Raw genomic sequence first — 21669 nt, 5'->3', positions numbered from 1 at the left:
GTCACCCGGTTTCGGTCGGCAGGCGGATCGTAACGATCAGACCCGGCTGGTTGTCGCTGAGTTCGATCGTACCATGGTGCAGCCTGGCGACCGCTGCGACAAGGCTGAGGCCCAGTCCGCTGCCGGATTGCGACCGGCTCTCCTCGAGCCTGACGAAACGCTGGAGGATACGTTCCCGGTCGCCTTCCGGCACCCCGACACCATTGTCGGCGACCCTGAGCGCCAGCATGCCGCCCTCGCGGCTGCTCGACACCTCGATCTTCAGCGGCCGGCCGGTATCGCTCGGCGCGTATTTGATCGCGTTGTCGACGAGATTGGCGAGCGCCTGGCCGAGCAGTTCGCGACTTGCCTTGATCGTCACCGCCTCCGCCGAGGTGACGGTCAGCTCGGCGCCCTGCTCTTCCGCAACGGGCTCGTAGAGCTCGGCGACGTCGCGGACGATGGCGCCGGCGTCGACCTCGGTGATCGCGCCGTCCGGCGACCCGGCCTCGATCCGGGCGATCATCAACAGCGCGTTGAAGGTCTTGATCAGCTGGTCGGACTCCTCGATCGTCGATTCCAGCGCGTCGCGATAGGCCTCGACGCTGGCGGGACCGGCAAGCGCCCCTTCGACCCTGTTGCGCAGCCGGGTCAGCGGCGTCTTCAGGTCATGGGCGATGTTGTCCGAAACGTCCTTGAGTCCGTAGAGGAGATGCTCGATGCGCTCGAGCATGTCGTTCAGGCTCTCGGCCAGGCGGTCGAATTCGTCCCCGGTTCCGGTCACCTCAAGTCGTCCCGAGAGGTCGCCGGCGACGATCTGGCGGCTGGTGGCGCTGACCGAGTCGATCCGCTTCAGCACGCGGCGGCTGACGAAGAACCAGCTCACCATGGCCAGCACGATCATCAGCGCCACCGCCCAGCCCAGCGCCTGGCCGATGATGTCCCGGAACTGCTCGCGCTCGGCGATATCGCGGCCGACCAGCATCCAGAACCCGCCCGGCAGCCGCAGCACCTGCACCATGGCGACGTGGCGGGAGCCCTCGCCGACGTTGCGCTCGTAGGAAACCGTGATCGGCCCGATGCCGGAGCGCTCGAAGATGTCGGCGGGGACCTGGCTGATATTGCCGGTCAGGATGCGGCCGTTGACGTCGGTGATCAGGTAGAGGCTGGCGCCCGGCTGGTGGCTGCGTTCCTCGATGGTCTGGAAGATCGCCGCGATGCCGCCGACGCGCGCCTGCTCGGCGAGGCCGCGGATCTCGGCAGCGATCGTCGCGCGCAGCTGGTCGTTGAGCAGCACGTTGACGCTGTAGGAAATGTAGAGGATCAGCGACACCGCGAAGATCGAGAACACCGCGATGTAGATGGCGGAAAGCTTGAAGGCGGTGGTGCGGACGACCTTACCGAGCGCTGTCACGGATCATGTATCCCGCGCCACGCACCGTGTGCAGGAGCGGCGCGTCGAAGCCCTTGTCGATCTTGCCGCGCAGCCGCGAGATATGCACGTCGATGACGTTGGTCTGGGGATCGAAGTGATAGTCCCAGACATTCTCCAGCAGCATGGTGCGGGTCACCACCTGTCCGGCATTCTTCATCAGATATTCCAGCAGCCTGAATTCGCGGGGCTGCAGCGGCACATTCTGCCCGGCCCGCGAGACCGTGTGGCCGAGGCGGTCGAGCTCGAGATCGCCGACCCGGTAGACGGTCTCCGCCTCACCCGGCCGGCGGCGGCGCGCCAGCGCCTCGACCCTGGCGAGCAGCTCCGAAAAGGCATAGGGCTTGGCGAGGTAGTCATCGCCGCCCGAGCGCAGCCCGGTCACCCGGTCGTCGACCTGGCCGAGCGCGGAGAGGATCAGCGCCGGCGTCTCGTCGCCGCGTTCCCGCATCTCCTCGATGATCGCCAGGCCGTCGCGCTTGGGCAGCATCCGGTCGACGACCAGGACGTCATATCCGCCTTCGAGCGCCATGGTCGTACCGGTTTCACCATCGGCGGCGTGGTCGGCGACATGGCCCGCCTCCCGCAGCGCCTTGCAGAGATACGCGGCCGCCTCCCGGTCGTCCTCGATGATCAGAATCCGCATCGGATCAACTCGCCTTGTCCGATGCTGCTTTGCCAGATCGGCATGGCCAAATAAAGAGCGGCAGGCCGGCGAACCGGCCTGCCGTCCACTGAAGCGGAAGCGTCGGGGCGACGATCGAGCGCCTCCGTCCAGCTGCCTGGGGTCAGGTGCGGACGAAGCTCAGCGCGACGAAGCGCGTCTGATCGCCCGACTTGACCCGCAACAGAACGGCCTTCATGCCGTCTTTCTCGGCGTCCTTGACCAGCTTCTCGACGTCTGCCGGGTTGGTCACCTCGGCCTTTCCGACCGACAGGATGACGTCGCCGGGCTGCAGGCCGCGCTCGGCCGCCTGGCCGTTGGGATCGACATCCTCGATGGTCACGCCTTCGTCGCCCTGGCCGACGACCAGACCGAAGTCGGTCAGCGGCGAGGCTTCGGCGCCGCCCTTGCCGGGCTCCAGCGAAGCCACCTGATCGTTGCCCGGAAGGGTGCCGAGCTTGACGTTGACGTCCTCGGCCTTGCCCGAACGCCAGACCGAAACCGTCACCGTGGTGCCGGGCGCGATGCTGGCGATCTTGGTGGCGAGCGCGCGCGGATCGTCGACCGGCTGGCCGTTGACCGCGAGGATCGCGTCGCCGGACCTGAGGCCGGCCGCGGCGGCGGGGCTGCCTTCCTGCGCCTGGGTCACGAGCGAACCCTTGGCGTCGGCGAGCTGCAGGCCGTCGGCAATGTCGCGGTCGATATTCTGGATCTCGACGCCGAGCCAGCCGCGGACCACCTGTCCGTCGTCCATCAGGTCGTTGATGATATTCTCCGCCGTGCTCGCCGGGATCGCGAAGGCGATGCCGACATTGCCGCCCGACGGCGAGAAGATCGCGGTGTTGATGCCGATCACCTCACCCTTGAGGTTGAAGGCCGGACCGCCGGAATTGCCGCGGTTGACGGCCGCGTCGATCTGGATGAAGTCGTCATACGGACCGGAGCCGATGTTGCGGCCCTCGGCCGAGACGATGCCGGCGGTGACGGTGCCGCCAAGGCCGAACGGGTTGCCGACCGCGACCACCCAGTCGCCGATGCGGGCCTTTTCTCCGGAGAACTTCACATAGGTGAACTTGCGGTCCGGATTCTTGATCTTGAGCAGCGCGAGGTCGGTCTTCTGGTCGACGCCGACCAGGTCGGCGACGAACTCGGTGCCGTCGTCGAGGATCACCGTCTCGGACTCGCCATCGTCGACCACGTGGTCGTTGGTCACGATGTAGCCGTCCTCGGAGATGATGAAGCCGGAGCCAAGGCTGGTCGAGGGCTGCCGCTGGCGGAACTGCTTCTGCGGATTGTCGCGGAACTGCTTGAAGAATTTCTCCATCGGCGAGCCGTCGGGAAACTCGAACTGATCGAGGCCGGCCATCTCGCGAGCCGGGCCCTTGACGCGGACGCTGACCACCGCCGGGCGAACCTTCTCCACCACATCGGCGAAGCTGACGGGTTGCACGCCTTCGACATGGACGGCGTCGGCATAGGCCGGCGTCTTCGGCAGCAGGACCGCCTCGCCGGCGATCGCGCCACCGAGGAGGACGGCGGCCGCTGTGCCGAGCAGGGCGCGGTTACGGATTCTCTTGATATTCGACTGGTCGTTCATTCACTCTCTCCAGGCTGGTACTTGGCGCCGGTGGCCATCCAAGCGGCGCCGCGCCTATCGCTGTCGAATATGGGCGAGCGAACCTTACGGGCCACTGTCAGCCCGATTAAACTTCGGTAATGTTCGGCGGATTTCAGGGCGTTTTCGGCAATAAACGCTCCGTGCCACGGCCGCGGTCGGCTCGAATCCGACATTTCGCCCGCGAATCCTTGGCGATTCGTGCGCGCTGTGATTCGCCCTCCGGGCCGGGCTTCGGGCGCTACGCGCCGTCCCGTCGCGACAGGATCGTCTTGAGAGCCGCCTCTTCCTCGTCGCTGAGGTCGGCGGCTATGCCGGCACTCGTCAGCCGGCGCTTGCGGAACACCGTGAGGGCGATCGTCCCGCCGATGACGAGCAGCAGCGCCGGCGTCAGCCACAGCAGCGCGGTGCGGGGATTGAAGCGCGGCTTGAGGAGGATGAACTCCCCGTAGCGGGCGACGAGGAAGTCGATCACCGCCTCGTCGCTGTCGCCGGCGACCAGCCGCTCGCGCAGCAGGACACGGAGATCGTGGGCGAGCGGCGCGTCGGAATCGTCGATCGACTGGTTCTGGCAGACCATGCAGCGCAGCTCGGCCGACAGCGCCCTTGCCCGCGCCTCGAGCGCCGGATCGTCGAGCATTTCGTCGGGCGTCACCGCCCAGGCGGTTGTCGCCGGCGCGACCGCCATCAGGATCAGCATAATCAATGCTGCGAGACGCGCGAACATCCCGTTACTCCGCCGGTGCCGCCGCCGCCCGCCGCGCCGGCCGCGGGGCGCCGACCCGCAGGCGCCGGTCGCTCAGCGAGAGGACGCCGCCGAGCGCCATCACCACCGCGCCGAGCCAGATCAGCGTCACCAGCGGCTTCCAGTAGATGCGCACGGTCACCGTCGAATCGGCGGTGATGTCGCCGAGCGAGACATAGAGCTGCGAGAAGCCGAATGTGGCGATCGCGGCTTCGGTTGTCGTCGTCTGGCGGGCGGCGAAGCTGCGCTTCGACGGCTCCATCACCGCGACCACGTCGCTGGTCCGGTAGACGGTGAACCGGACCACGGTCTCCTTGTAGTTGGCGCCATCCCGTTGCAGGAATCCGTCGAGCTGCACGTAGCGCGAGCCGATCTCGACACCGTCGCCCGCCTTCATCGAACGGATGTCCTCCGTCGCCCAGGTCGTCGCCACGACGAGGCCGAGGACGGTCACGCCGACGCCGGCATGGGCGATCGTCGTGCCGATCGCCGAACGGGGCATACCCGCGAGCCGGCGCAGGCTGTCGCCGGGCGGGGTCCGGAAGAGCTTGATGCGGAAGGCCAGTTCCGAGAGCGCGCCGACGATCAGCCAGAAGGCGAGCGCCACGCCGAAGAGCGACAGGATATGCTCCGTGCCGGCGAGCCATGCCGAGGCCATCGCCGCCAGGATCGCCGCGCCGAAGGCCGCGAAGAGGCGCTCCGAAGCGGCCCGGAGGTCGCCGCGCTTCCAGGCGAGCATCGGCCCGAAGGGCACCATCAGGAGGAGCGGCACGGCGAGCGGGATGAAGATCAGGTTGAAGAAGGGCGCGCCGACCGAGATCCGCGCGCCGGTCAGTGCCTCGAGGACCAGCGGATAGAGCGTTCCGGTCAGCACCACCGCCGCCATGACGGTCAGGAAGAGGTTGTTGAGGATCAGCGCCCCTTCCCGGCTGATCGGCGCGAAGACCCCGCCCGGCGCGAGCCGGCTGGCGCGCAGGGCGAACAGCGTCAGCGCGCCGCCGATGAAGATGCAGAGGATGGCCAGGATGAAGATGCCGCGCGTCGGGTCCGAGGCGAAGGTATGGACCGAGGTCAGCACGCCGGAGCGGACCAGGAAGGTGCCGAGCAGGCTGAGGCTGAAGGCGAGGATGGCGAGGAGGATCGTCCAGATCTTCAGCGCGTCGCGCTTCTCCATCACGATCGCGGAGTGCAGCAGCGCGGTCGCCGCCAGCCACGGCATCAGCGAGGCATTCTCGACCGGGTCCCAGAACCAGAAGCCGCCCCAGCCGAGCTCGTAATAGGCCCAGTAGGAGCCCATCGCGATGCCGAGCGTCAGGAACCCCCAGGCGGCGAGCGTCCAGGGCCGGACCCAGCGCGCCCAGGCGGCGTCGATCCGCCCGTCGATCAGGGCGGCGATGGCGAAGGCGAAAGAGATCGAGCAGCCGACATAGCCGAGATAGAGCAGCGGCGGATGGATCGCCAGACCGATATCCTGGAGGACCGGATTGAGGTCGTTGCCCTCGATCGGCGCCGGATCGAGCCTCAGGAAGGGATTGGAGGTGAGGAGGATGAAGAGCAGGAAGGTCGAGGCGACCCAGGCCTGGACCGACAGCACCAGCGCCTTCAGCCTGTCGGGCAGGTTCCTGCCGAAGGCGGCCACCAACGCGCCGAAGAGCGCGAGGATCAGCACCCAGAGCAGCATCGAGCCTTCGTGGTTGCCCCAGGTCCCGGTGATCTTGAAGAGCAGCGGCTTCTGCGAATGCGAATTCTCGACGACGTTGAGCAGCGAGAAGTCGGAGACGATATAGGCGTGGACCAGCGCCGCGAAGGCAAGGCCGACGAGCAGGAACTGGGTCACCGCCGCCGGGCCGGCGACGGCGATCATCCGGGGGTCGTTTCGCATCGCCCCCCAGAAGGGCAGCGTCGCCTGCGCCACCGCGAGCACGAAGGCGAGGATCAGGGCGAAATGGCCGAGCTCGGCGATCATGCTTTCCCGTCCCGGCTTAGCGTCCTTCGAGGCCCGGCTCCGCCGGGCACCTCAGGATGGCGAGGATAGACGCCCAGGCATTCCCCCCCGCCATGCTGAGGTGCGAGCGGAGCGAGACTCGAAGCACGCGCCGACCAAAATGCCGATGCGGCCGTCATTTCGCCGCCGCCGCTTCGGTCGGCATGGTGCCGTCATGCTGCCACACGCCTTGTGCCTTCAGAGCGTCGACCACCTCGCGCGGCATGTATTTCTCGTCGTGCTTGGCAAGCACGGTATCGGCGGCAAACACCCCGTCGTCGCCGACCAGGCCCTCGGCCACCACGCCCTGCCCTTCGTCGAAGAGGTCGGGAAGGATGCCCTTGTAGGCGACCGGTACCGTCGCCGCGCCGTCGGTCACCTCGAATTTCACGCCGCCGTCGTCGCTCTTGACGACGCTGCCGGTAACCACCAGCCCGCCGAGCCGGATCCGGGTGCCGGGCGGCATGGTCTTCTCGGCAAGGTCGCTCGGCGAATTGAAAAAGACGATCCGGTCGGACATGGCGTAGAGCACCAGCCCGGCCGCGCATGCCAGGACCACACCGGCAACCCCGATCAACGTCAGCCGGCGCTGCTTGCGGGTCATGCGACCTCCTTCATCGACCGCTCACTCGCTCAGGCCGGAAGCGGCCGCTTCCGATTCGACCCGGGCGAGTTTCTCCTCGTCACCCGCCAGCGCCGCCCGCGCCTTGTCGAGCGCGGCGCGGGCATCGTCCGGCCGTCCAAGAACCATATAGGAGCGCACCAGCCGCGCCCAACCGGATGCGTCATCGGGTTCCGCCTCCAGCCGGTCGGCGAGCTGCGCCACCATCCCCTCGATCATCGCCGCCCGGTCCTCGCCGTCCATCCCGCCGGCCGCCTCGATGTCGGCGGCGGAGGGGCCGCGCGGCGCCTCGCCGATCGATTCGAGGTGGGCGATGACCTGCCGGACCGAGCCGAGCCACGGCGCGTCGGCCGGCGAATCCTCGACCAGCTTCTGCAGGCCCGCGATCGCGTCTTCCGTCTCGCCCGCCTGCCCCTTTGCCAGCGCCAGATAGAAGCGCGGCCCGATCATCTGCGGATCGAGCGCCCGGGCGCGTTCGAAGGCCGCTTTCGCCTCGTCCGTCACCGTGCCGCCGTCGGCCCTGACCAGGGCCTCGCCGAGTGCGGTCTCGTTTTCCGCCGTGCCGCCGAGCAGGCGGACGATGTTGCGGTAGGCGGTCGCGGCCTCGTCGTAGCGGCCCATGCGGGCATAGACCGGCGCCAGCACCCGCCAGCCCTGCGCGTCGTCGGGGTTGTCGGCGAGGTGCTTCTCGACCCGCGCCAGCAGCGCGGCGGTGTCCTGCTCCGCCGGCGGCGCGGACAGGCGCGCCTCGAGGGGCGCATCGGGAAGGTTCGGCGAGCCGACCCACAGGTAGAGGCCGATCGCGGCCAGCGGCATCACCACCACGACGAGGATGCCGGCGACCTGGCGGGGCCTTTCGGCGCGCGGCGTCGCGGCCGCCCCCTGCTCCGACCCCGGCTTGCTGCCGTCTGCCTTGATCAGCCGCCGGGCGATCTCGTTGCGGGCCGCCTCGGCTTCGGACGGGGCGATCAGTCCCCGCTCCACGTCGCGGTCGATCTCGCCGAGCTGGTCGCGATAGACCGACATTTCCTGCTCTTCCAGCCGCCGCCCAAGCTGGCGGGTCCGGTAGAGGGGCATCAGCACCGACAGCGATACGGAGGCCGCCAGAACCGCCATGATCACCCAGAAAATCATCGTGTCCGTCTAACGCAATTCGCCAATGCCCGGCTCGCATTTCCATTCTCGGGCGACGGGGCTCTGCCATGCGCCCTGATCTAGCAGCGATTTGCCGCGGCCGTGCCCGGCAGATCGCCGCACCGCCTTAGCTGACCGCCTTCCAGCTTCCATCCGGCTGGCGGCAGGCGCTCTGGCGGGTGGCCTGGGGTGGCTGGCCACTGACATAGACCGTCTGTGTGTAATCGCGGCAGGTATAGGCGTTGACCTGATACATCGCGCCGGGAACCACCTCGCCGCGGAACTTGCCGCTCCGCCAGGCGACCGGCACGCCCGTGCGGCCATGCTCGAGGGCGCGGATTTCCGCCTCATGCGCCTTGCGTGCCGCCGATTTGTCGAGAGGAATGCCGATGGCGGCGGTCGCCGCCGCCTCGGCCGGGCTGGTCCCGGCGATCGAATCGCCGGTCACCGCCAGCGCCTCCGGGGCACCGGTCGTCGTCTGGCTACACCCGGCAAGGGCCAGAACACCTGAAACCGCCACTGCCAGCGCCGGAACGCGCGCCATACCCCTCGCCTCTCGAAACACGAACAGCCGCAATCATTAGGACGATGCTCGTCCCATGTCACGATGGCGGAATTGAGATTGTTGCCGCCTCACGCCGCCGGCAGGTCGACCTTGACGCGCAGGCCGCCGAGCGGCGAGCCGTCGAGGGTGAACGACCCCTGGTAGAGCTGGACCAGCTCGGTGACGATCGACAGGCCGAGGCCGGAGCCCGGCTTCGATTCGTCGAGGCGGCGGCCGCGCCGCGTCACCTCTTCGCGCTGCGCCGGGGTGAGCCCGGGCCCGTCGTCGTCGATCAGGATTACGAGCTTGCCCGGCGAGCCGGCGCCCGGCGACTGATAGTCGATCGCCACCGTCACCGTCGACTTCGCCCACTTGCAGGCATTGTCGACCAGGTTGCCGACGATCTCCTCGAAATCCTGTTTCTCGCCGGCAAACCGCGCATTGCCCGGCGAATCGACCGTCAGGTCCAGGTCACGGTCCTCGTGGATGCGGCGCATGGCGCGCGCCAGGCTCGCCACGGCCGGCGTCACCTCGGTCACCGCGCCGATCACCTTGGAGCGCGCCGCGATCTGGGCGCGGTCGAGATAGTGGTTGACCTGCATGCGCATGATCTCGGCCTGCTCGGCGACCTTCCCGGCAAGGGGGCCGGAGCCCGCCCGCGCCTCGTTGGTGATGACGCTGAGCGGCGTCTTCAGCGCGTGGGCGAGGTTGCCTACCTGCGTTCTGGCCCGTTCGACGATTTGCCGGTTTGATTCAAGAAGTGCGTTCAACTCCTTGGCAAGCGGTTCGATTTCGGCCGGGAATGGTCCCTCGAACCGCGCCTCCTTGCCGCTCCGCAACGCCGCCAGGCCGCGGCGGACATTGTCGAGTGGTCTCAGCCCCCAGCGGGTCTGGGCCATGGTCGCCAGCACCAGCCCGACGCCGAAGACGCTCAGGGTCAGGATCACGCTGCGGCGGAAGGAGCGGATCTCATCCGCCGTCTCGCCGGCGTCACCGGCGACCAGGACATCGTAGCGGTGGTCGCCGAACGTCACGGTCAACGTCAGCGCGCGGAGCGACTGGTTGTCGGGTCCGACCAGCGCGCCACTCACCATGCCGTTGAAGTCGGTCTGGCCGCTCGCCTCGGCGAAATCCAGCGTGTCGGTGAAGAGGGATTTCGAGGCGAGGACCACCGGCCCCTCCGCCGCCTCCCGCACCTGCCAGTACCAGCCGGAATAGGTCAGCTCGAAGCGCGGCTCGCCGAGATTTCCGGGGTCGGAGAGATTGGCCGGGTCCTGCTCGGCGAGGTTGCCGACCAGCGTCCGGAGATAGACGCTGAGCCGCTCGTCGAAGGCGCGTTCGACCGTCTCGCGATAGAGGTTGGTGAGGATCAGCCCGGCGGCGACGAGCGCGACGACGCTCCACAGCGCCGCCGCGGCGATCAGGCGGAAGGAAAGCGAATTACGCCGCATCACCCGGCGCGACGAGCCGGTAGCCGAGGCCGCGCACGGTCTCGATCAGGTCGGCGGAGACCTTCTTGCGCAGGCGGCCGACGAACACCTCGATGGTGTTGGAGTCGCGGTCGAAATCCTGGTCGTAGAGATGCTCGATCAGCTCGGTGCGCGAGACCACCCGCTCGCGGTGGAGCATCAGGTATTCGAGCACCTTGTATTCGTGGGAGGTGAGCTTGACCGGATTGCCGTCGACCGTCACCCGGCCGGCCTTGGCATCGAGCCGCACCGGCCCGCATTCGATCTCGTTCGAGGCATGGCCCGCCGCCCGCCGTACCAGGGCGCGAATCCGGGCGAGCACCTCCTCGATATGGAAGGGCTTGGCGACATAGTCGTCGGCGCCGGCATCGATTCCCTGCACCTTGTCGCTCCAGCGGTCGCGGGCGGTGAGCAGCAGCACCGGCATGGTCCGGCCGGCACGCCGCCATTGCTCGAGGACGCTGATGCCGTCGAGCTGCGGCAGGCCGATATCGAGCACCACCGCGTCATACGGCTCGGTATCGCCGAGGAAATGGCCTTCCTCGCCGTCCGTCGCGGTATCGACCGCGTAGCCTGCTTCCTTCATCGCCGTTGCGAGCTGCCGGTTGAGATCGGCATCATCCTCAACGATCAGGACCCGCATCGCCGCCCTCCTTCGAACGAATCTTGCTACTTGCCCAGGATATTACCGCTTGCCGCATCGACCGTCAGTTTCGTCACCTTGCCGTCGGGCGCGAGGACGTTGACGACATAGACCAGCCGCTTGCCCTGCTTGCAGAGCTTCGGCGGCGGCACGATCTCGCCGCCGGTGGCTGAACGGATGCGCTTGATCATTTTCGACAGCGACACCGCGTCGCCCGATTGCACGGCGGAGCGGGCGTCGCGGTCCGACATGCAATTCGCCGCCTCGGCGAGATCGACCGGAACCGCCGCCCCCGCCAGCAGCAGGGCCAGACCGAAGAGCAAGGCTGGCAGGGTTTTTCCGAACATGCCGTTCCTGATAGCGCCCCGTTTATGAATACCGGCTGAATACGGGTGACGCCCGCGGTTCATTCCCGCAGCAGGCTCACTTCCTGCCGACCGGTCCGTCGGTCACCGCCCGGAGCACGGCGACGACCACGCCGATCGCCAGCAGCGTCGGTCCGACCTGCGACGGCGCGACGATGGTCGTCCAATCTGTGGCTTGCAAGGCGCCCGCGACCGCGATCGCAACGGAGAAGCCCATGGTCTTCCAGCCCTTGACCGGACGAAGCGCGCGGGAAAGTCGGGACAGCATCTCTATGCTCCTTTGATGGTGCGGAAGAAGCGGCGCAATTCGCCGCGATAGCGCCAGGCGAAAATGCCGCCGGCGAGGACCAGCACGGCCATGGCGGCAAGCATCGCCCAGGCGAGCGGATCGCCCTCGGCAGCGGCCCCCGCGGTCCCGCCGAGGATCACCGAGGCAATGGCGCCGCCGCCGACCTGCCGCATCCTTTCTCGCGCGGCGATGTCGCGGGCGAGGCTCGCCCGTGTCGCGGGTCCGACGATGCCGTCGACGACAAGGTCGTCGTGGGCGCGTTGATAGGCGAGCACCGCCGCCCTTGTTCGTGGTCCCGCGATCCCGTCGAGCGGGCCGGGATCGAATCCGATCGTGGCAAGCTGGCTCTGCCAGGCTCTGACGTCGGCGGCCGCGTCCGGCAAGCCTGTCGCTCCGCCGTGATCGCCATAGTCTCCGGCAAAGATCAGCCGGCCCTCGGCCTCGCGGCGCCTGACCAGTCCCTTCACGGTGCGGCCGCCGGCCTTGACCCACTTCATCAGTCCGAGCCGCGCCGCCGCCATGTCACCGGCCCGGAAAGCCGCGACCCAGGAGGCGCGATGGACGGCCCCGGTGTTGAAGTCGAAGGAGGTCGCGCCGTCGAAGACATGCTGACGGACGTTGCCGAGAGCCGCCGCGACCCGGCGCTCGTAGCGCGGCAGGTCGCGCGAAAGGATCGCCAAGGCCTCGCCCCGGCTGATCGTCATTCCGGCCCGGGGCGTCGGCGCGCCGGCGGCCGCGGTATGGCCGACGCCGATCGTCCAGACGCCGGCGACGTCCCGATAGGCCCGGGTCACGACGCCTTCGTGGCCGGCGATGAATGCCAGCCCCCTGTCGCTCACGCGCATGGGATTTCTCTTTCATGTCAGGTCGATACAGGGAGGGTGACGGCCGGACCTCATCGGCGGCGGCGGCGCGACCGGTTCTTCGCCGCGGCCGGATCGCCGCCCTCGATCGCAGCCTCGTCGAGCCGATCGCAACGGCTCCCGCGGGCCGAGCTTGCTCGCATGGACGAGCAGGACCGGGACGCCGGCGACAGCCGACCGTTGGTCGCTTCGCGGTTAGCGGACGGCGGCCGCCAGCCGCGTCAGCTCGCGTGTCGCCGCCGCCTTGAGGTCGGCGTCGGCGGTGTCGTCGGCCGCGATCTCGGCCGCCGCCCTGGCGATCGTGGCGTCGAGCAGCATCCGGCGGTCGACGGCAGACGTGTCCGCGACCGCCGCCGGCTCGCCCCGTGCCCGGACGGCGGGATCGAATTCGGCGAAGACCTCCGCCACCGTCTGGCCGGGACGCGCATACAACCTGAGGCCGGGCATTCCGTCATGCGTGAAGATCCCCGGCTCGATCTCCCTGAAGTCCTCCGCGTCGAGCCTGGCGGCGAGGTCCTCGAAGGGGATGGATATCCGCACCCTGCCCAGCAGCGGATGCCGGTAGATGCCGCGGATCTGCGTCGGCTGGAAGTCGTCGATGGTCAAGATGGCCATTGCCGTTTCATCTCCCTCTAGAACGGGGTCCCCAGCTCGATGAAGGTCGCCACGATATTGATCGTGGCGCCAAGTCGATTGCTGACCTTGATCGTCCCGCCGTCGTTGTAGAAATTGATCTTGCCGTCGGTGCCGCTTCCCGGCGACGGCGAGGCAGAGCCGTTGTTGACCCCGTTGCCGGAGACATGGACCGTAACGATTTCGGTGGTGCCGGGCTGGTCGATATAGAACAACGACATCGACGGCGCATTCATCGCCGTGCCGATCATCAGCAGCCCGCCGCGACCACTGTCGAGGGTGAAGATCGAGCCGACCGCGTCGTCGGCAATGGGGACGGAATCGACCGTCCGGACGATCGATGCCAGCTGGTCGATGGCGCCCTGCACCGTCGTCGCGTCGATCTGGTATTTCGCCGAAGAGGCGAGATCGCCGGCATCGGCCGGGATGGCTGCCGCGATGGCGTCGAGGGCGTCGGAGACGTTCGTCCCGGAGACGCCGCTGGCATTGACGATGTCGTCGGAGTCGGCCGGGATGGCCGCCGCCAATGCGTCGAGGGCATCCGCCACCGTCGATCCGGAGACGCCGCTGTCGTTGTCGACCTGGCTGGCGTCATAATCGCTCGCCGCCGCCACCACCGCCCCGGTCCGGCCGAAGACGCTGTCGACCGCGCCGCCGCCACCGGCCGCCGCCACCTCGTCGATCGCCGCCTGCACCGTGGCGGCGGTGAGGCCCGACCCGGTGTTGTCGTAGAGGATCGCCGGCAGGCCGGTATCCTTGTCGATGCGGATCGCCTCGACCCAGTCCGTGCCATTCGCCGAGACCTTGAAGACGAAGTCGGTGTCACCGGCAAGGCCGACCTCCGCCCGGCCCGAATAGCCGCTCTGGAAGAGCAGCGACGCCGTGTCCCCGTCGGTCTCCTTGTTGACGACGAAGCGGACGTCGCCGCTGCCGCCGTCGCCCGCCTCGATCGCGGCGAAGAGCACGGCATTCGAGCCGACCGCCAGCCGGTTTGTCGCGTCGGCGGTCGCGTTGATCCCGAATTGCGTCACCGCCCCGAGATAGTCGCCGACCGGCAGCCAATCGCCGCCGTCGAAGAGCAGGAGCGCGCCGCTTGCGGCATCGAAGGCGAGCCACCCGGCCAGCGGCGTGAAGAAGACCCAGACGCCGTCGGCATAGGCGGCGATATCGTTCTCGTGACCGGCCCAGTCGCCGGTCGCGGTGGCCGCCACGATGTAGCGGTCGCCTTCGGCCGGCGACCCCGGCGGGTCGGTCACCGTCGTGTCGGCGACGCCGACCTGCACCAGCGCATCGAGCATGCGCAGGGCTTCGTTATGGGTGACGTGCTTCTGCGCCTGGGCGGCCGCCAGATAGGGCAGACCGAGCAGGTTCGTGGCGAGCGGATCAGACATGGAGCAACCTTTCGGCGGCGAGGCCCGGTCCCTCGGTCGGGCTCACCTGACGGACGCGAATGGCGAGGCTGGATGGTGGCGTGCCGAAGTCGGCGATCTGTTCGGCCGTCGTGTAGGTCAGCGATGCCGTGGTAACGTCGATCGTGCGGACCGGCTCTCCGTCGTCGAGGATTTCGACCTGGTAGGCCTCGCTCGCCTCGCCGAGCGGCACCGCGAAGGGCTCCCAGGCGTCGCCGCCGATCCGGGTCTGGCGGATCCACGAGATGGCGACGTCGCCGCTCACCGTATCGCGGCGTGCCGCGACATGGACCGGCGGCAGGCAGGCGAGCCCGCGCCGCGCCGACGGCACGACGATGTCGACGAAGATATCCGGATCGTAGACGGTCCCGGCCGGTCCGCAGCGCGCGGTGAGGCCGAGGCCCGATTCCGCCTCGCTGAGATCAAGCGGCTCGATCGCCCCGTCGAGCAGCACGAAACGGGCGCCGATGGCGTGACCTGCGTCCGCCATGTCGCCTGTCCCGCCCTGTCCGCGCAGCAATCCTTCGAGCCGCCAGGTCGTGGCGTCGAGCATCGTCGCGGTCTGGAACTGCACCACCTCGTAGCCCGATGCCGCGTCTCCGATCGCCACGACGTTGCCGCCGTTCAGCACCCCCGTCTCGGGTAGCGACGCGAGCGTCCCGCCATAGAGGCCGACCTCGATGGCATTCGCACGGTCCCAGCGGCCGAGCGGTCCGGCGGCGAGCGATGCCGTCAACGCGCCCATTACCGCGCTCCGTTCAATCGCCTGGCGCGCGACATAGCCGGTGTCGGGTGTTCCGATGGCGATCGCCATCGGCCCGGTCCACGGTTCCGCGAAGGCGGCGACGCGCGGCGCGTATCCCGGCTCGTCACCGGTCAGCAGCGGCAGGTCGAGAAGGAGCACTTCGGGGGGAGAGGCGAGCGATGTCGTCTCGGGCGGGAGAATCCTCGGCTCCGCCGGCGCCGGCGAAAGCAGCGCGGGCTCGATGCTCCGTGCCTCGATCCGCCGCGAAACCCCGTCCTCTATGCGGGTGACGAGCAGCGTCCGGCTCACCCCGTCGGCGGTCAGGTCGCAGATGTCGGCCGGTTCGAGCGACAGCGCCCTGGCCGTCAGCGACAGTGAATAGACCTCGCGTCCGGCCCACAGATCCTGCAGCGCCGCCTCGGCGAGCCCGGTCGCCACCGCATGGCCCATTGCCGCGCCGGTCGCCCTCGTCTGTGTCCGGCCGCTGCCGGTCACGAGCCGCCGGGCACTGACCGCCGTCGCCCTGAAATCGGCGAGCGGGTCGTCGAATCCGATGGCGATCTCGGCCGGCAATTCGGTTTCCTGCGCCCGCCGCGCGGTGACCAGGGGCCGGCCGCCCTCCTCCGCCAGGTCGTCCTCGCCGAGCGAGGCGGATGCCTTTCGGCCGCGACGGACGAAGCGGATCACGTCGCCCGATTCCAGCGCCTCGAACATCAGGAGCGACGCCAGCGGCTCCAGCGCGTCGCGGGCCGAGACGATGCTGTCGATCAGGTAGCCGTCGACCGTGCCGTCGAGCTCTCCCACGGAGACGTCGTCGATCGCATAATCCTCGAGGATCCTGGCGACGAGGTCCGAGGCCGACGCCGCGCCCAATCGCCCGGTCAGCCAGTGCCCGGTCGTCCAGTTCGCCCCGTCTGACCAGACGTCGGTGAGGTAGGGGAAGGCCGGATAGGGCCGCGCGTCCCAGGTCCAGAGGTGGGTCATGTCGGGATCGACCATCCGGTCGCCATAGACCGCCGAGACCGGGTTGCTGCCGGCCGCGTAATCGTCATGCGTCGGGTCGAAGAAGGAGAGTGCCGCCTCGAGGAAGCGGCGCTGGACCAGGTCGTCCCGCGCGCCCGTCGAATACCAGGGTATGGCGCTCGCCGAGGATTTCTTGTCGGGAAAGACGTTCGGCTGGTTGGCGCCCTTGTCGACCGCCGGGCAGCCGAGCTCGGTGAACCAGAAGGGCTTCGCCTCCGGCACCCAGTCGGTCGCGCCCGCCGCTTCGACCCCGCCCGGCCGGTCATGATGCTGGTTCGACCACCAGCTCTTCAGGTCCTTGTAGCGGAACACCCAGGGCTTGCCATAGGCGCCGTCGGTGATCGCCGTCCGGGTCTGGGCGTCGCGATCCGCGTCGCTGGCATAATACCAGTCGAAGCCCTCGCCGGCCGCGACATTGGCGCGGAAATAGCCGGCGCTCCGGCCATCGTCCCAGCTCCCAGCGTCGAGGTGGTCGCTGCCGTCGCGCCAGTCGGCGAGCGGCATGTAGTTGTCGATCGCCACCGCGTCGATGTCGTCGCTCGCCCACAGCGGATCGAGGTGGAAATGGACGTCGCCCGAGCCGTCGTCGGGCTGGTGGCCGAAATATTCGGTCCAGTCGGCGCCGTAGGAGAGCTTCACCGACGGTCCCAGCACCGAACGGACATCGGCCGCGAGATCGACCAGCGCATCGACGAAGGGATAGGTCGAGGTGGCGGAGCGCAGCGTCGTCAGGCCGCGCAGCTCCGAGCCGAGCAGGAAGGCGTCGACGCCGCCCGCCGCCTTGCAGAGCCATGCGTAATGCAGGATCAGCCGGCGGAAGGACCATTCGTCCGGGCCGGAATAGACCACCGTGTCGCCGGAGAGGGAGAAGTCGCCCGGTGCCGCCGTCCCGACCAAGGCGTCGACCTGGTCGGCCGCTGTGCTCGTCTTGTCGGGCGATCCGGATATCCCCGGCGCCCGCGAGCCGGTGATCATCCCCCGCCACGGATAGGCGCCCTGCTCCGCCCCGCCATAGGGGTCGGTCAGGCCGTTATCCTCGGCGATATCCATCATGATAAAGGGGATGAAGGTCACCTTGAGGCCGCGATCGTCGAGATCGCGGAGAGCGGCGACCACCGTCGCGTCGCTCGGCGTCCCGCCATAGGCGGGCTTGCCCTTGTACTGGCTGACCAGCCTTGCCGTCGCCCGGCCGAGGCCGGCTGTCCCCCAGGCAACCGTCGTCTCGATGTCGCGGTCGGTCACGCCCGGCTTGATCGTGCAGTGGTTGGCGCGCAGGTCGTCGCCGAACCAGGCCGCGACCAGCCCCACCCGTTCGAGGTTCGGGCAGAGCGCGGTCAGGTCGGCGACCGAGGCATCCCAGTCGGTGGACCGCCGGTCGGTGTGGCGGGTCAGGGGCACCTTGTGCCCCGGCGACTTGATCTCCTTCACCGAGGTCGGCGAATAGCCGAATTCGGTCGCGCCGGGGATCATCGTCACGGCGCGGATGTCGCGCTCCAGCGCGCCGACCGAGCGGATCACCTCGAAGGAGAAGAGCGGGATGCGGTTGCCGAATTCCTCCAGCGGCAGCCGCTCGAAGACGATATAGGCGGTGCCGCGATAGGCCGGCGCCTCGCCGCTCCCCTGCTTCGCCTCGATCAGGCTGTCGGGGTCCTGATGCTCGTTGCCGAAGTGGATACGGAAGTCGGCGGCGACCATGTTGAAGGGCCGGCCGTCGGCCCAGACCCGGCCGATCCGGTCGATCCTGCCCTCACAGAGCCCGACGGCGAAATTGGCGAAATAGCTGTAGGTCTTGACCGTCGAGCCGCTCGATCCGCCCTTGCCGCCGCTCGTCTCCTTCGACACCTCCTCCTCGAAGCGGGTCGCCCAGATGACCTGGCCGGCGATCCGCACCCGTCCGTAGACGCGCGGCATCGGCGCGCCCTCGCGGGAAGTCTGGATGTCGAGATCGCCGAGCCGGCCTTGCTCGACCGTCCGCTTCTCGCCGAACAGCGACTGGTCGATGGCATAACCGGCAAGCGCGCCGGCCGCGCGCCCGAGTGCCGCGCCGACCGGGCCGAACAGGCCGCCGATCGCCGCCCCGGCGGACGAAAGGACAAGTGTCGCCATCAGGTCTTCTCTTGCATTCCCTGTCGCGGCTCCGCCACTTTCCGCCTCTTCACTATTCCCGGTCGCGGCTCCGCCGCTCCTCGCCTCTTCACTATTCCCGGTCGCGGCTCCGCCGCTCCTCGCCTCTTCACTATTCCCGGTCGCGGCTCCGCCGCTCCTCGCCTCTTGTCGGCGACTCCCGGAAAGGAAAACGCAAAGGCAGCCCGGCGCCGCCACCACGGCGTAAAGGAAGCGGGCGTCACGGCCGCGCCCTGGTGGGCATGGACCATGCGCTCCGCCGAGATCAGGATTGCCGCGTGCTTGGCCGGCAGGTTGGCGCGCCAGCGGAGCAGCACGACGTCGCCCTCCCGTGCCTCCGCCAGCGCGACCGGCACGAGATGCCGTTCGGCCGCCGTTGCGAGCGTCTCCGCGCCCCGCGCCTCGGCCCAGTCGGGCGTATAGGCGACGAGCGGCTCCGGCTCGTCACCGTAGAGCGCCCGCCACACGCCGCGCACCAGCCCGAGGCAATCGCAGCCGACGCCCTTCAGCGACGCCTGGTGGCGGTATGGCGTGCCAATCCAGCTCATCGCCTCAGCAACGATCGCCGCACGGGTGATCATCACTCGACCACCGCCTTGCCGTTGTTCTTGTCGCCCTGCTTGGCGTAGGCGAGCGTGAAGTCGTTGCCCGGCATGTGCGGGAAGCCGCGGAAGTTGACCGTGTTGTCGAATTTCTTCCGGCAGGTCTCGAAGCGCTTGTCGCAGCCGGCGGAGATGGTGAAGCCGTCGCCCGGCGCGATGTCGTGGAAGGCCGGCTGCCACAGCTCGACCTCGACCGTGCCGCCGACCAGCCGGTGGCTCCGTACCTCGAACGCGGCGCCGGCATTGTCGCCGTCGGTCCAGACGAAATAGCCGCGGTCGAACCAGCCCGCCGCGTAGCTCGCCAGGCCGCTCGCCACGAAGCGGCGCCGGTCATGGACCGCAGTCACGGCACCGGTCGCGGTGAAATCCGGGTCGTCGAGGTCGACCCCGCAGCGCGCGTCGCCGAGGTCTGCGTCGCAGCTCGGCCGGAAGGCGCGCCCCTTCGCCTCGTCGAGCCGTGCCGCCAGTCCGCGCACCTCGGCGCGGAAGGCGCCGTCCTCGCGCACCACCTCGCCGAGATGGCCGACCCTCAGCAGATGGCGCTCGGTCGGCGTCGTCCAGTTGACCAGGTAGGCACGCACCTCGGCATTGTCGTAGCGGCCCGCGGCGAGATCGGCCGCATCGAGCCGGTCCGACGACAGCGCCCCGGAGACCTCCTGCCCGCCGACCGCGAAGCCGGTCGCCGACACGTCCTCGCCGGCGTCGAAGCCGGTCGCCGGCTCGTAGTCGGTTCCCTCGAAGCTCAGCGTCCGGTCGTGGTCGGTGAAGCCGAGCACGACGCCATCACCCCGCGCGATCCGCCAGCAGCGGGCGAGCGTCGTCACCCCTCCGGCGATATGCGCCGCGAGGCCAGCGTCGATCTCTCTCATGTCAGAGCCGGATCTCGACCAGCGGAATCGCCGGGATGTCGCCGGCCGCGAAGCTGGTCAGGTTGATGTCGAGCCGGTCGGTATCGAAGCGCACCGGCACGTCGAAGACGAAGCCGGCGGTGACCACCGCGGCGGCCGCCGGCACCGAGCCCGGCTGGAAGCTGACGACGCCGGTCGTCGTGTCCACCGTCCAGTCGTCGACCTCGGTCAGCTCCAGCCCGTCGACGGCGACCCGTACCGTGCCGGAGACCGGCTTGGCGATCGTCCGCTGGTAGGGCGCATGCAGCGCGCCGTAGGTCTTGGCGAGCTGGAAATCGGCCGTCGCGCCGTCGCCGGTGCCGATCGTCTGGTCGGTCGGCGCCACCGTCCCCGACGGCGTCGCGGAGTTGAAGTCGAGCCGGTCGCGCCAGCGGAAACCATAGAGCCGGCCGCGCCGCTCCTCGAAGAAGGCAATCACCGCGTCGAGATCGTCGATCGAGCGGATACCGTAGCCGGCGTTGTAGCGCCGCCGCGAATCCGCCCAGCGGCTGTTGCGCTCCTCGTGGCCGGAGCCGAGGGTCACCACCTCGGTCAGCCGTTCCGGCCCGCCGGCCGAGCCGAAGGCGATCTCGGTCGGAAAGCGCACCTCGTGAAAGCCCGTCAGTGCCGGCATGTCAGAGCCCTCTCCTGCCGCGTCCGACGGCGCGGGCGAGCATCGCCGTCACCTGCGCCTCGGACCGCCGGAATCCTTCTGCGTCCGGCGTCGCGATATGGACGTTGATCACCGTCTGCCGCCCGCCCCCGTCGCTGGCGACGCCGAGCCGGCCGTCCCGCCCGCGCGTCAGCGGAAGCACCGCCTCGGGTCCCGCCTCGCCGGCAAGTCCCAGGCCCTGCCCGAGCGGAAACACCGTCGGCGCGTCGAGCACCCCGCCGCGGGCGAAGGGCTTCAGCCGGCCGCCGGCGATGATCCCGCCATCGGCCAGGCCCGCGCCGCTGAAGGCCGCGCCGATCGCATTGCCGATGATGTTGGAGACCGGTTGCAGGGCGCGGTCGAAGGCGATGCTCGCGAGCTTCAGGGCCAGCGTGTCGAGCACCGTCTCGAAGCTCCGCCCGCCCGTCACCGCCGCTTTGAACGCGGCGGTGATCGAGCTCGAAAAAGCGGAGCTTTGCCGGCTCAGCTCGGCGAGCCTGTCGCTGAACGGCCTGGTGTCGGCCTTGACCGCGACGGTCAGCTCTTCAACCGGTGCCGGCATCCTGGTCGCCTCTCCTGTCGGGAAAACGGGTCATCAGGCGGTCGAGCATCGCCCGGTCGGGCGGCGCCGCGGCGCGGCCGAAAGTTCCCTCCACGGCCGCCGCCAGCTCGCATGGTGTCATCGCCCAGAAATCGCGGCTGGCGAGGCGCAGCCGCCCGAAACCGATCGCCATCATCGCCCGCCAGGGGAATGTCTCGGGGTCATTCACGCCGGTGCGTCCTTCGAGGCTCGCTTCGCTCGCACCTCAGGATGGCGAGGTTGGTGTTCGACAGTGTCCCGCCTTCCAGCATTCCTCGCCTAGCCATGCTGAGGTGCCCGGCAGAGCCGGGCCTCGAAGCCCGCACGGCGCGACCCCGCCCCACCCCCGAAGGGCGCGGCCAGCAGCTCCGCGACGATCGCGACGAAGCCGGCCGCCCCACCCTCCGCCGTCATCCGCGCCACCGTCGCGTCGTCGACGTCGTTGCCGGCGCCGCGCAGCCCTGCGCCGATCACCCGGATCGCGTCGCGCGCCGAGAGCTCGCCCGCCTCGAAGCGCCTGGCCAGCGCCATCAGGTCGGGCGCGTCGAGCGCCGCCTCCAGCTCGGCCAATGCGCCGAGCGTCAGGCAGAGCGTCCAGCTCCGGCCGTCGAGCGTCGCGGCGATTTCGCCGCGCTGGCGGTTGACCATGGTCAGGCCGCGGTGAAG

At 69.0% G+C, this 21669-nt stretch carries 21 protein-coding genes and 1 pseudogene; all 22 read right to left on the bottom strand.

Going from position 1 to position 21669, the window contains the following annotated elements; all coding sequences use genetic code 11:
• Window position 1 precedes the first annotated feature (1 nt).
• Window positions 2-1393 (bottom strand): sensor histidine kinase, encoded by a 1392-nt coding sequence (locus KDJ86_RS00210; RefSeq protein WP_291741300.1) that lies wholly within the window; start codon window positions 1391-1393, stop codon window positions 2-4.
• Window positions 1377-2057, bottom strand: a complete 681-nt coding sequence (locus KDJ86_RS00205; protein ID WP_291741297.1) for a response regulator transcription factor — start codon at window positions 2055-2057, stop codon at window positions 1377-1379. Before KDJ86_RS00205 ends, KDJ86_RS00210 begins: the two co-directional genes overlap by 17 nt.
• 142 nt (window positions 2058-2199) lie before the next feature.
• A complete protein-coding gene (locus KDJ86_RS00200; RefSeq protein ID WP_521085241.1) occupies window positions 2200-3654 on the bottom strand; it encodes a Do family serine endopeptidase in 1455 nt (484 codons plus the stop codon).
• Window positions 3655-3931: 277 nt separating this feature from the next.
• The gene (locus tag KDJ86_RS00195; protein ID WP_291741291.1) at window positions 3932-4417 is read right to left on the bottom strand and encodes a cytochrome c-type biogenesis protein; all 486 of its coding nucleotides are present in this window, start codon (window positions 4415-4417) and stop codon (window positions 3932-3934) included.
• A 4-nt stretch (window positions 4418-4421) separates the two neighbouring features.
• On the bottom strand, window positions 4422-6401 hold the full coding sequence (locus tag KDJ86_RS00190; protein WP_291741289.1) for a heme lyase CcmF/NrfE family subunit: 1980 nt from the start codon (window positions 6399-6401) through the stop codon (window positions 4422-4424).
• A 154-nt stretch (window positions 6402-6555) separates the two neighbouring features.
• On the bottom strand, window positions 6556-7023 hold the full coding sequence (ccmE, locus tag KDJ86_RS00185) for a cytochrome c maturation protein CcmE (protein WP_291741286.1): 468 nt from the start codon (window positions 7021-7023) through the stop codon (window positions 6556-6558).
• A gap of 21 nt (window positions 7024-7044) precedes the next feature.
• Window positions 7045-8175 (bottom strand): c-type cytochrome biogenesis protein CcmI, encoded by a 1131-nt coding sequence (ccmI, locus tag KDJ86_RS00180; protein ID WP_291741284.1) that lies wholly within the window; start codon window positions 8173-8175, stop codon window positions 7045-7047.
• 127 nt (window positions 8176-8302) lie between these two features.
• Window positions 8303-8719 (bottom strand): RT0821/Lpp0805 family surface protein, encoded by a 417-nt coding sequence (locus KDJ86_RS00175; RefSeq protein WP_291741282.1) that lies wholly within the window; start codon window positions 8717-8719, stop codon window positions 8303-8305.
• An 89-nt stretch (window positions 8720-8808) separates the two neighbouring features.
• Window positions 8809-10170, bottom strand: coding sequence for an ATP-binding protein (locus KDJ86_RS00170; RefSeq protein WP_291741281.1), 1362 nt, complete (start codon window positions 10168-10170; stop codon window positions 8809-8811).
• Window positions 10160-10831, bottom strand: coding sequence for a response regulator transcription factor (locus KDJ86_RS00165; RefSeq protein WP_291741279.1), 672 nt, complete (start codon window positions 10829-10831; stop codon window positions 10160-10162). The genes KDJ86_RS00170 and KDJ86_RS00165 overlap by 11 nt, the downstream gene beginning before the upstream one ends.
• A 26-nt stretch (window positions 10832-10857) precedes the next feature.
• Window positions 10858-11178 (bottom strand): PepSY domain-containing protein, encoded by a 321-nt coding sequence (locus KDJ86_RS00160; protein WP_291741276.1) that lies wholly within the window; start codon window positions 11176-11178, stop codon window positions 10858-10860.
• A gap of 76 nt (window positions 11179-11254) precedes the next feature.
• Window positions 11255-11464, bottom strand: coding sequence for a hypothetical protein (locus tag KDJ86_RS00155; protein ID WP_291741273.1), 210 nt, complete (start codon window positions 11462-11464; stop codon window positions 11255-11257).
• A gap of 2 nt (window positions 11465-11466) precedes the next feature.
• On the bottom strand, window positions 11467-12330 hold the full coding sequence (locus KDJ86_RS00150; RefSeq protein ID WP_291741271.1) for a glycoside hydrolase family protein: 864 nt from the start codon (window positions 12328-12330) through the stop codon (window positions 11467-11469).
• A gap of 213 nt (window positions 12331-12543) precedes the next feature.
• On the bottom strand, window positions 12544-12963 hold the full coding sequence (locus tag KDJ86_RS00145) for a hypothetical protein (protein WP_291741269.1): 420 nt from the start codon (window positions 12961-12963) through the stop codon (window positions 12544-12546).
• 17 nt (window positions 12964-12980) lie between these two features.
• Window positions 12981-14372: a DUF2793 domain-containing protein gene (locus KDJ86_RS00140; protein WP_291741268.1), complete on the bottom strand. Its 1392-nt coding sequence runs from the start codon at window positions 14370-14372 to the stop codon at window positions 12981-12983.
• Window positions 14365-18264: a baseplate multidomain protein megatron gene (locus KDJ86_RS00135; RefSeq protein WP_291741266.1), complete on the bottom strand. Its 3900-nt coding sequence runs from the start codon at window positions 18262-18264 to the stop codon at window positions 14365-14367. Before KDJ86_RS00135 ends, KDJ86_RS00140 begins: the two co-directional genes overlap by 8 nt.
• A 167-nt stretch (window positions 18265-18431) precedes the next feature.
• Window positions 18432-18863 (bottom strand): annotated as a pseudogene (locus KDJ86_RS00130) (DUF6950 family protein); the annotation flags it as partial.
• Window positions 18863-19753, bottom strand: coding sequence for a phage/gene transfer agent baseplate hub protein (locus tag KDJ86_RS00125; RefSeq protein ID WP_291741263.1), 891 nt, complete (start codon window positions 19751-19753; stop codon window positions 18863-18865). The gene KDJ86_RS00125 and the pseudogene KDJ86_RS00130, both read right to left, overlap by 1 nt.
• Window position 19754: 1 nt before the next feature.
• Complete coding sequence (locus KDJ86_RS00120) at window positions 19755-20405, bottom strand: DUF2460 domain-containing protein (protein WP_291741261.1); 651 nt, start codon at window positions 20403-20405, stop codon at window positions 19755-19757.
• A 1-nt stretch (window position 20406) separates the two neighbouring features.
• The gene (locus KDJ86_RS00115) at window positions 20407-20985 is read right to left on the bottom strand and encodes a phage tail tape measure protein (RefSeq protein WP_291741259.1); all 579 of its coding nucleotides are present in this window, start codon (window positions 20983-20985) and stop codon (window positions 20407-20409) included.
• On the bottom strand, window positions 20969-21193 hold the full coding sequence (locus KDJ86_RS00110) for a rcc01693 family protein (protein ID WP_291741258.1): 225 nt from the start codon (window positions 21191-21193) through the stop codon (window positions 20969-20971). Before KDJ86_RS00110 ends, KDJ86_RS00115 begins: the two co-directional genes overlap by 17 nt.
• An 89-nt stretch (window positions 21194-21282) precedes the next feature.
• Window positions 21283-21651, bottom strand: a complete 369-nt coding sequence (locus KDJ86_RS00105) for a gene transfer agent family protein (RefSeq protein WP_291741450.1) — start codon at window positions 21649-21651, stop codon at window positions 21283-21285.
• Window positions 21652-21669 lie beyond the last annotated feature (18 nt).

It is taken from the genome of Bauldia sp. (assembly GCF_020442045.1).
Classification (GTDB): domain Bacteria; phylum Pseudomonadota; class Alphaproteobacteria; order Rhizobiales; family Kaistiaceae; genus Bauldia.
The sequence above is the reverse complement of the archived record's forward strand: the minus strand, read 5'-3'. Positions and strand labels throughout refer to the sequence as shown.

Coding starts and splice junctions, on each gene's coding strand:
- KDJ86_RS00160 (WP_291741276.1), bottom strand. CDS start 11,178: ATGTTCGGAAAAACCCTGCCAGCCTTGCTCTTCGGTCTGGCCCTGCTG.
- KDJ86_RS00105 (WP_291741450.1), bottom strand. CDS start 21,651: ATGGTCAACCGCCAGCGCGGCGAAATCGCCGCGACGCTCGACGGCCGG.
- KDJ86_RS00140 (WP_291741268.1), bottom strand. CDS start 14,372: ATGTCTGATCCGCTCGCCACGAACCTGCTCGGTCTGCCCTATCTGGCG.
- KDJ86_RS00155 (WP_291741273.1), bottom strand. CDS start 11,464: ATGCTGTCCCGACTTTCCCGCGCGCTTCGTCCGGTCAAGGGCTGGAAG.
- KDJ86_RS00120 (WP_291741261.1), bottom strand. CDS start 20,405: ATGCCGGCACTGACGGGCTTTCACGAGGTGCGCTTTCCGACCGAGATC.
- KDJ86_RS00115 (WP_291741259.1), bottom strand. CDS start 20,985: ATGCCGGCACCGGTTGAAGAGCTGACCGTCGCGGTCAAGGCCGACACC.
- ccmE (WP_291741286.1), bottom strand. CDS start 7,023: ATGACCCGCAAGCAGCGCCGGCTGACGTTGATCGGGGTTGCCGGTGTG.
- KDJ86_RS00125 (WP_291741263.1), bottom strand. CDS start 19,753: ATGAGAGAGATCGACGCTGGCCTCGCGGCGCATATCGCCGGAGGGGTG.
- KDJ86_RS00165 (WP_291741279.1), bottom strand. CDS start 10,831: ATGCGGGTCCTGATCGTTGAGGATGATGCCGATCTCAACCGGCAGCTC.
- KDJ86_RS00205 (WP_291741297.1), bottom strand. CDS start 2,057: ATGCGGATTCTGATCATCGAGGACGACCGGGAGGCGGCCGCGTATCTC.
- KDJ86_RS00135 (WP_291741266.1), bottom strand. CDS start 18,264: ATGGCGACACTTGTCCTTTCGTCCGCCGGGGCGGCGATCGGCGGCCTG.
- KDJ86_RS00195 (WP_291741291.1), bottom strand. CDS start 4,417: ATGTTCGCGCGTCTCGCAGCATTGATTATGCTGATCCTGATGGCGGTC.
- KDJ86_RS00170 (WP_291741281.1), bottom strand. CDS start 10,170: ATGCGGCGTAATTCGCTTTCCTTCCGCCTGATCGCCGCGGCGGCGCTG.
- ccmI (WP_291741284.1), bottom strand. CDS start 8,175: ATGATTTTCTGGGTGATCATGGCGGTTCTGGCGGCCTCCGTATCGCTG.
- KDJ86_RS00175 (WP_291741282.1), bottom strand. CDS start 8,719: ATGGCGCGCGTTCCGGCGCTGGCAGTGGCGGTTTCAGGTGTTCTGGCC.
- KDJ86_RS00190 (WP_291741289.1), bottom strand. CDS start 6,401: ATGATCGCCGAGCTCGGCCATTTCGCCCTGATCCTCGCCTTCGTGCTC.
- KDJ86_RS00150 (WP_291741271.1), bottom strand. CDS start 12,330: ATGCGCGTGAGCGACAGGGGGCTGGCATTCATCGCCGGCCACGAAGGC.
- KDJ86_RS00145 (WP_291741269.1), bottom strand. CDS start 12,963: ATGGCCATCTTGACCATCGACGACTTCCAGCCGACGCAGATCCGCGGC.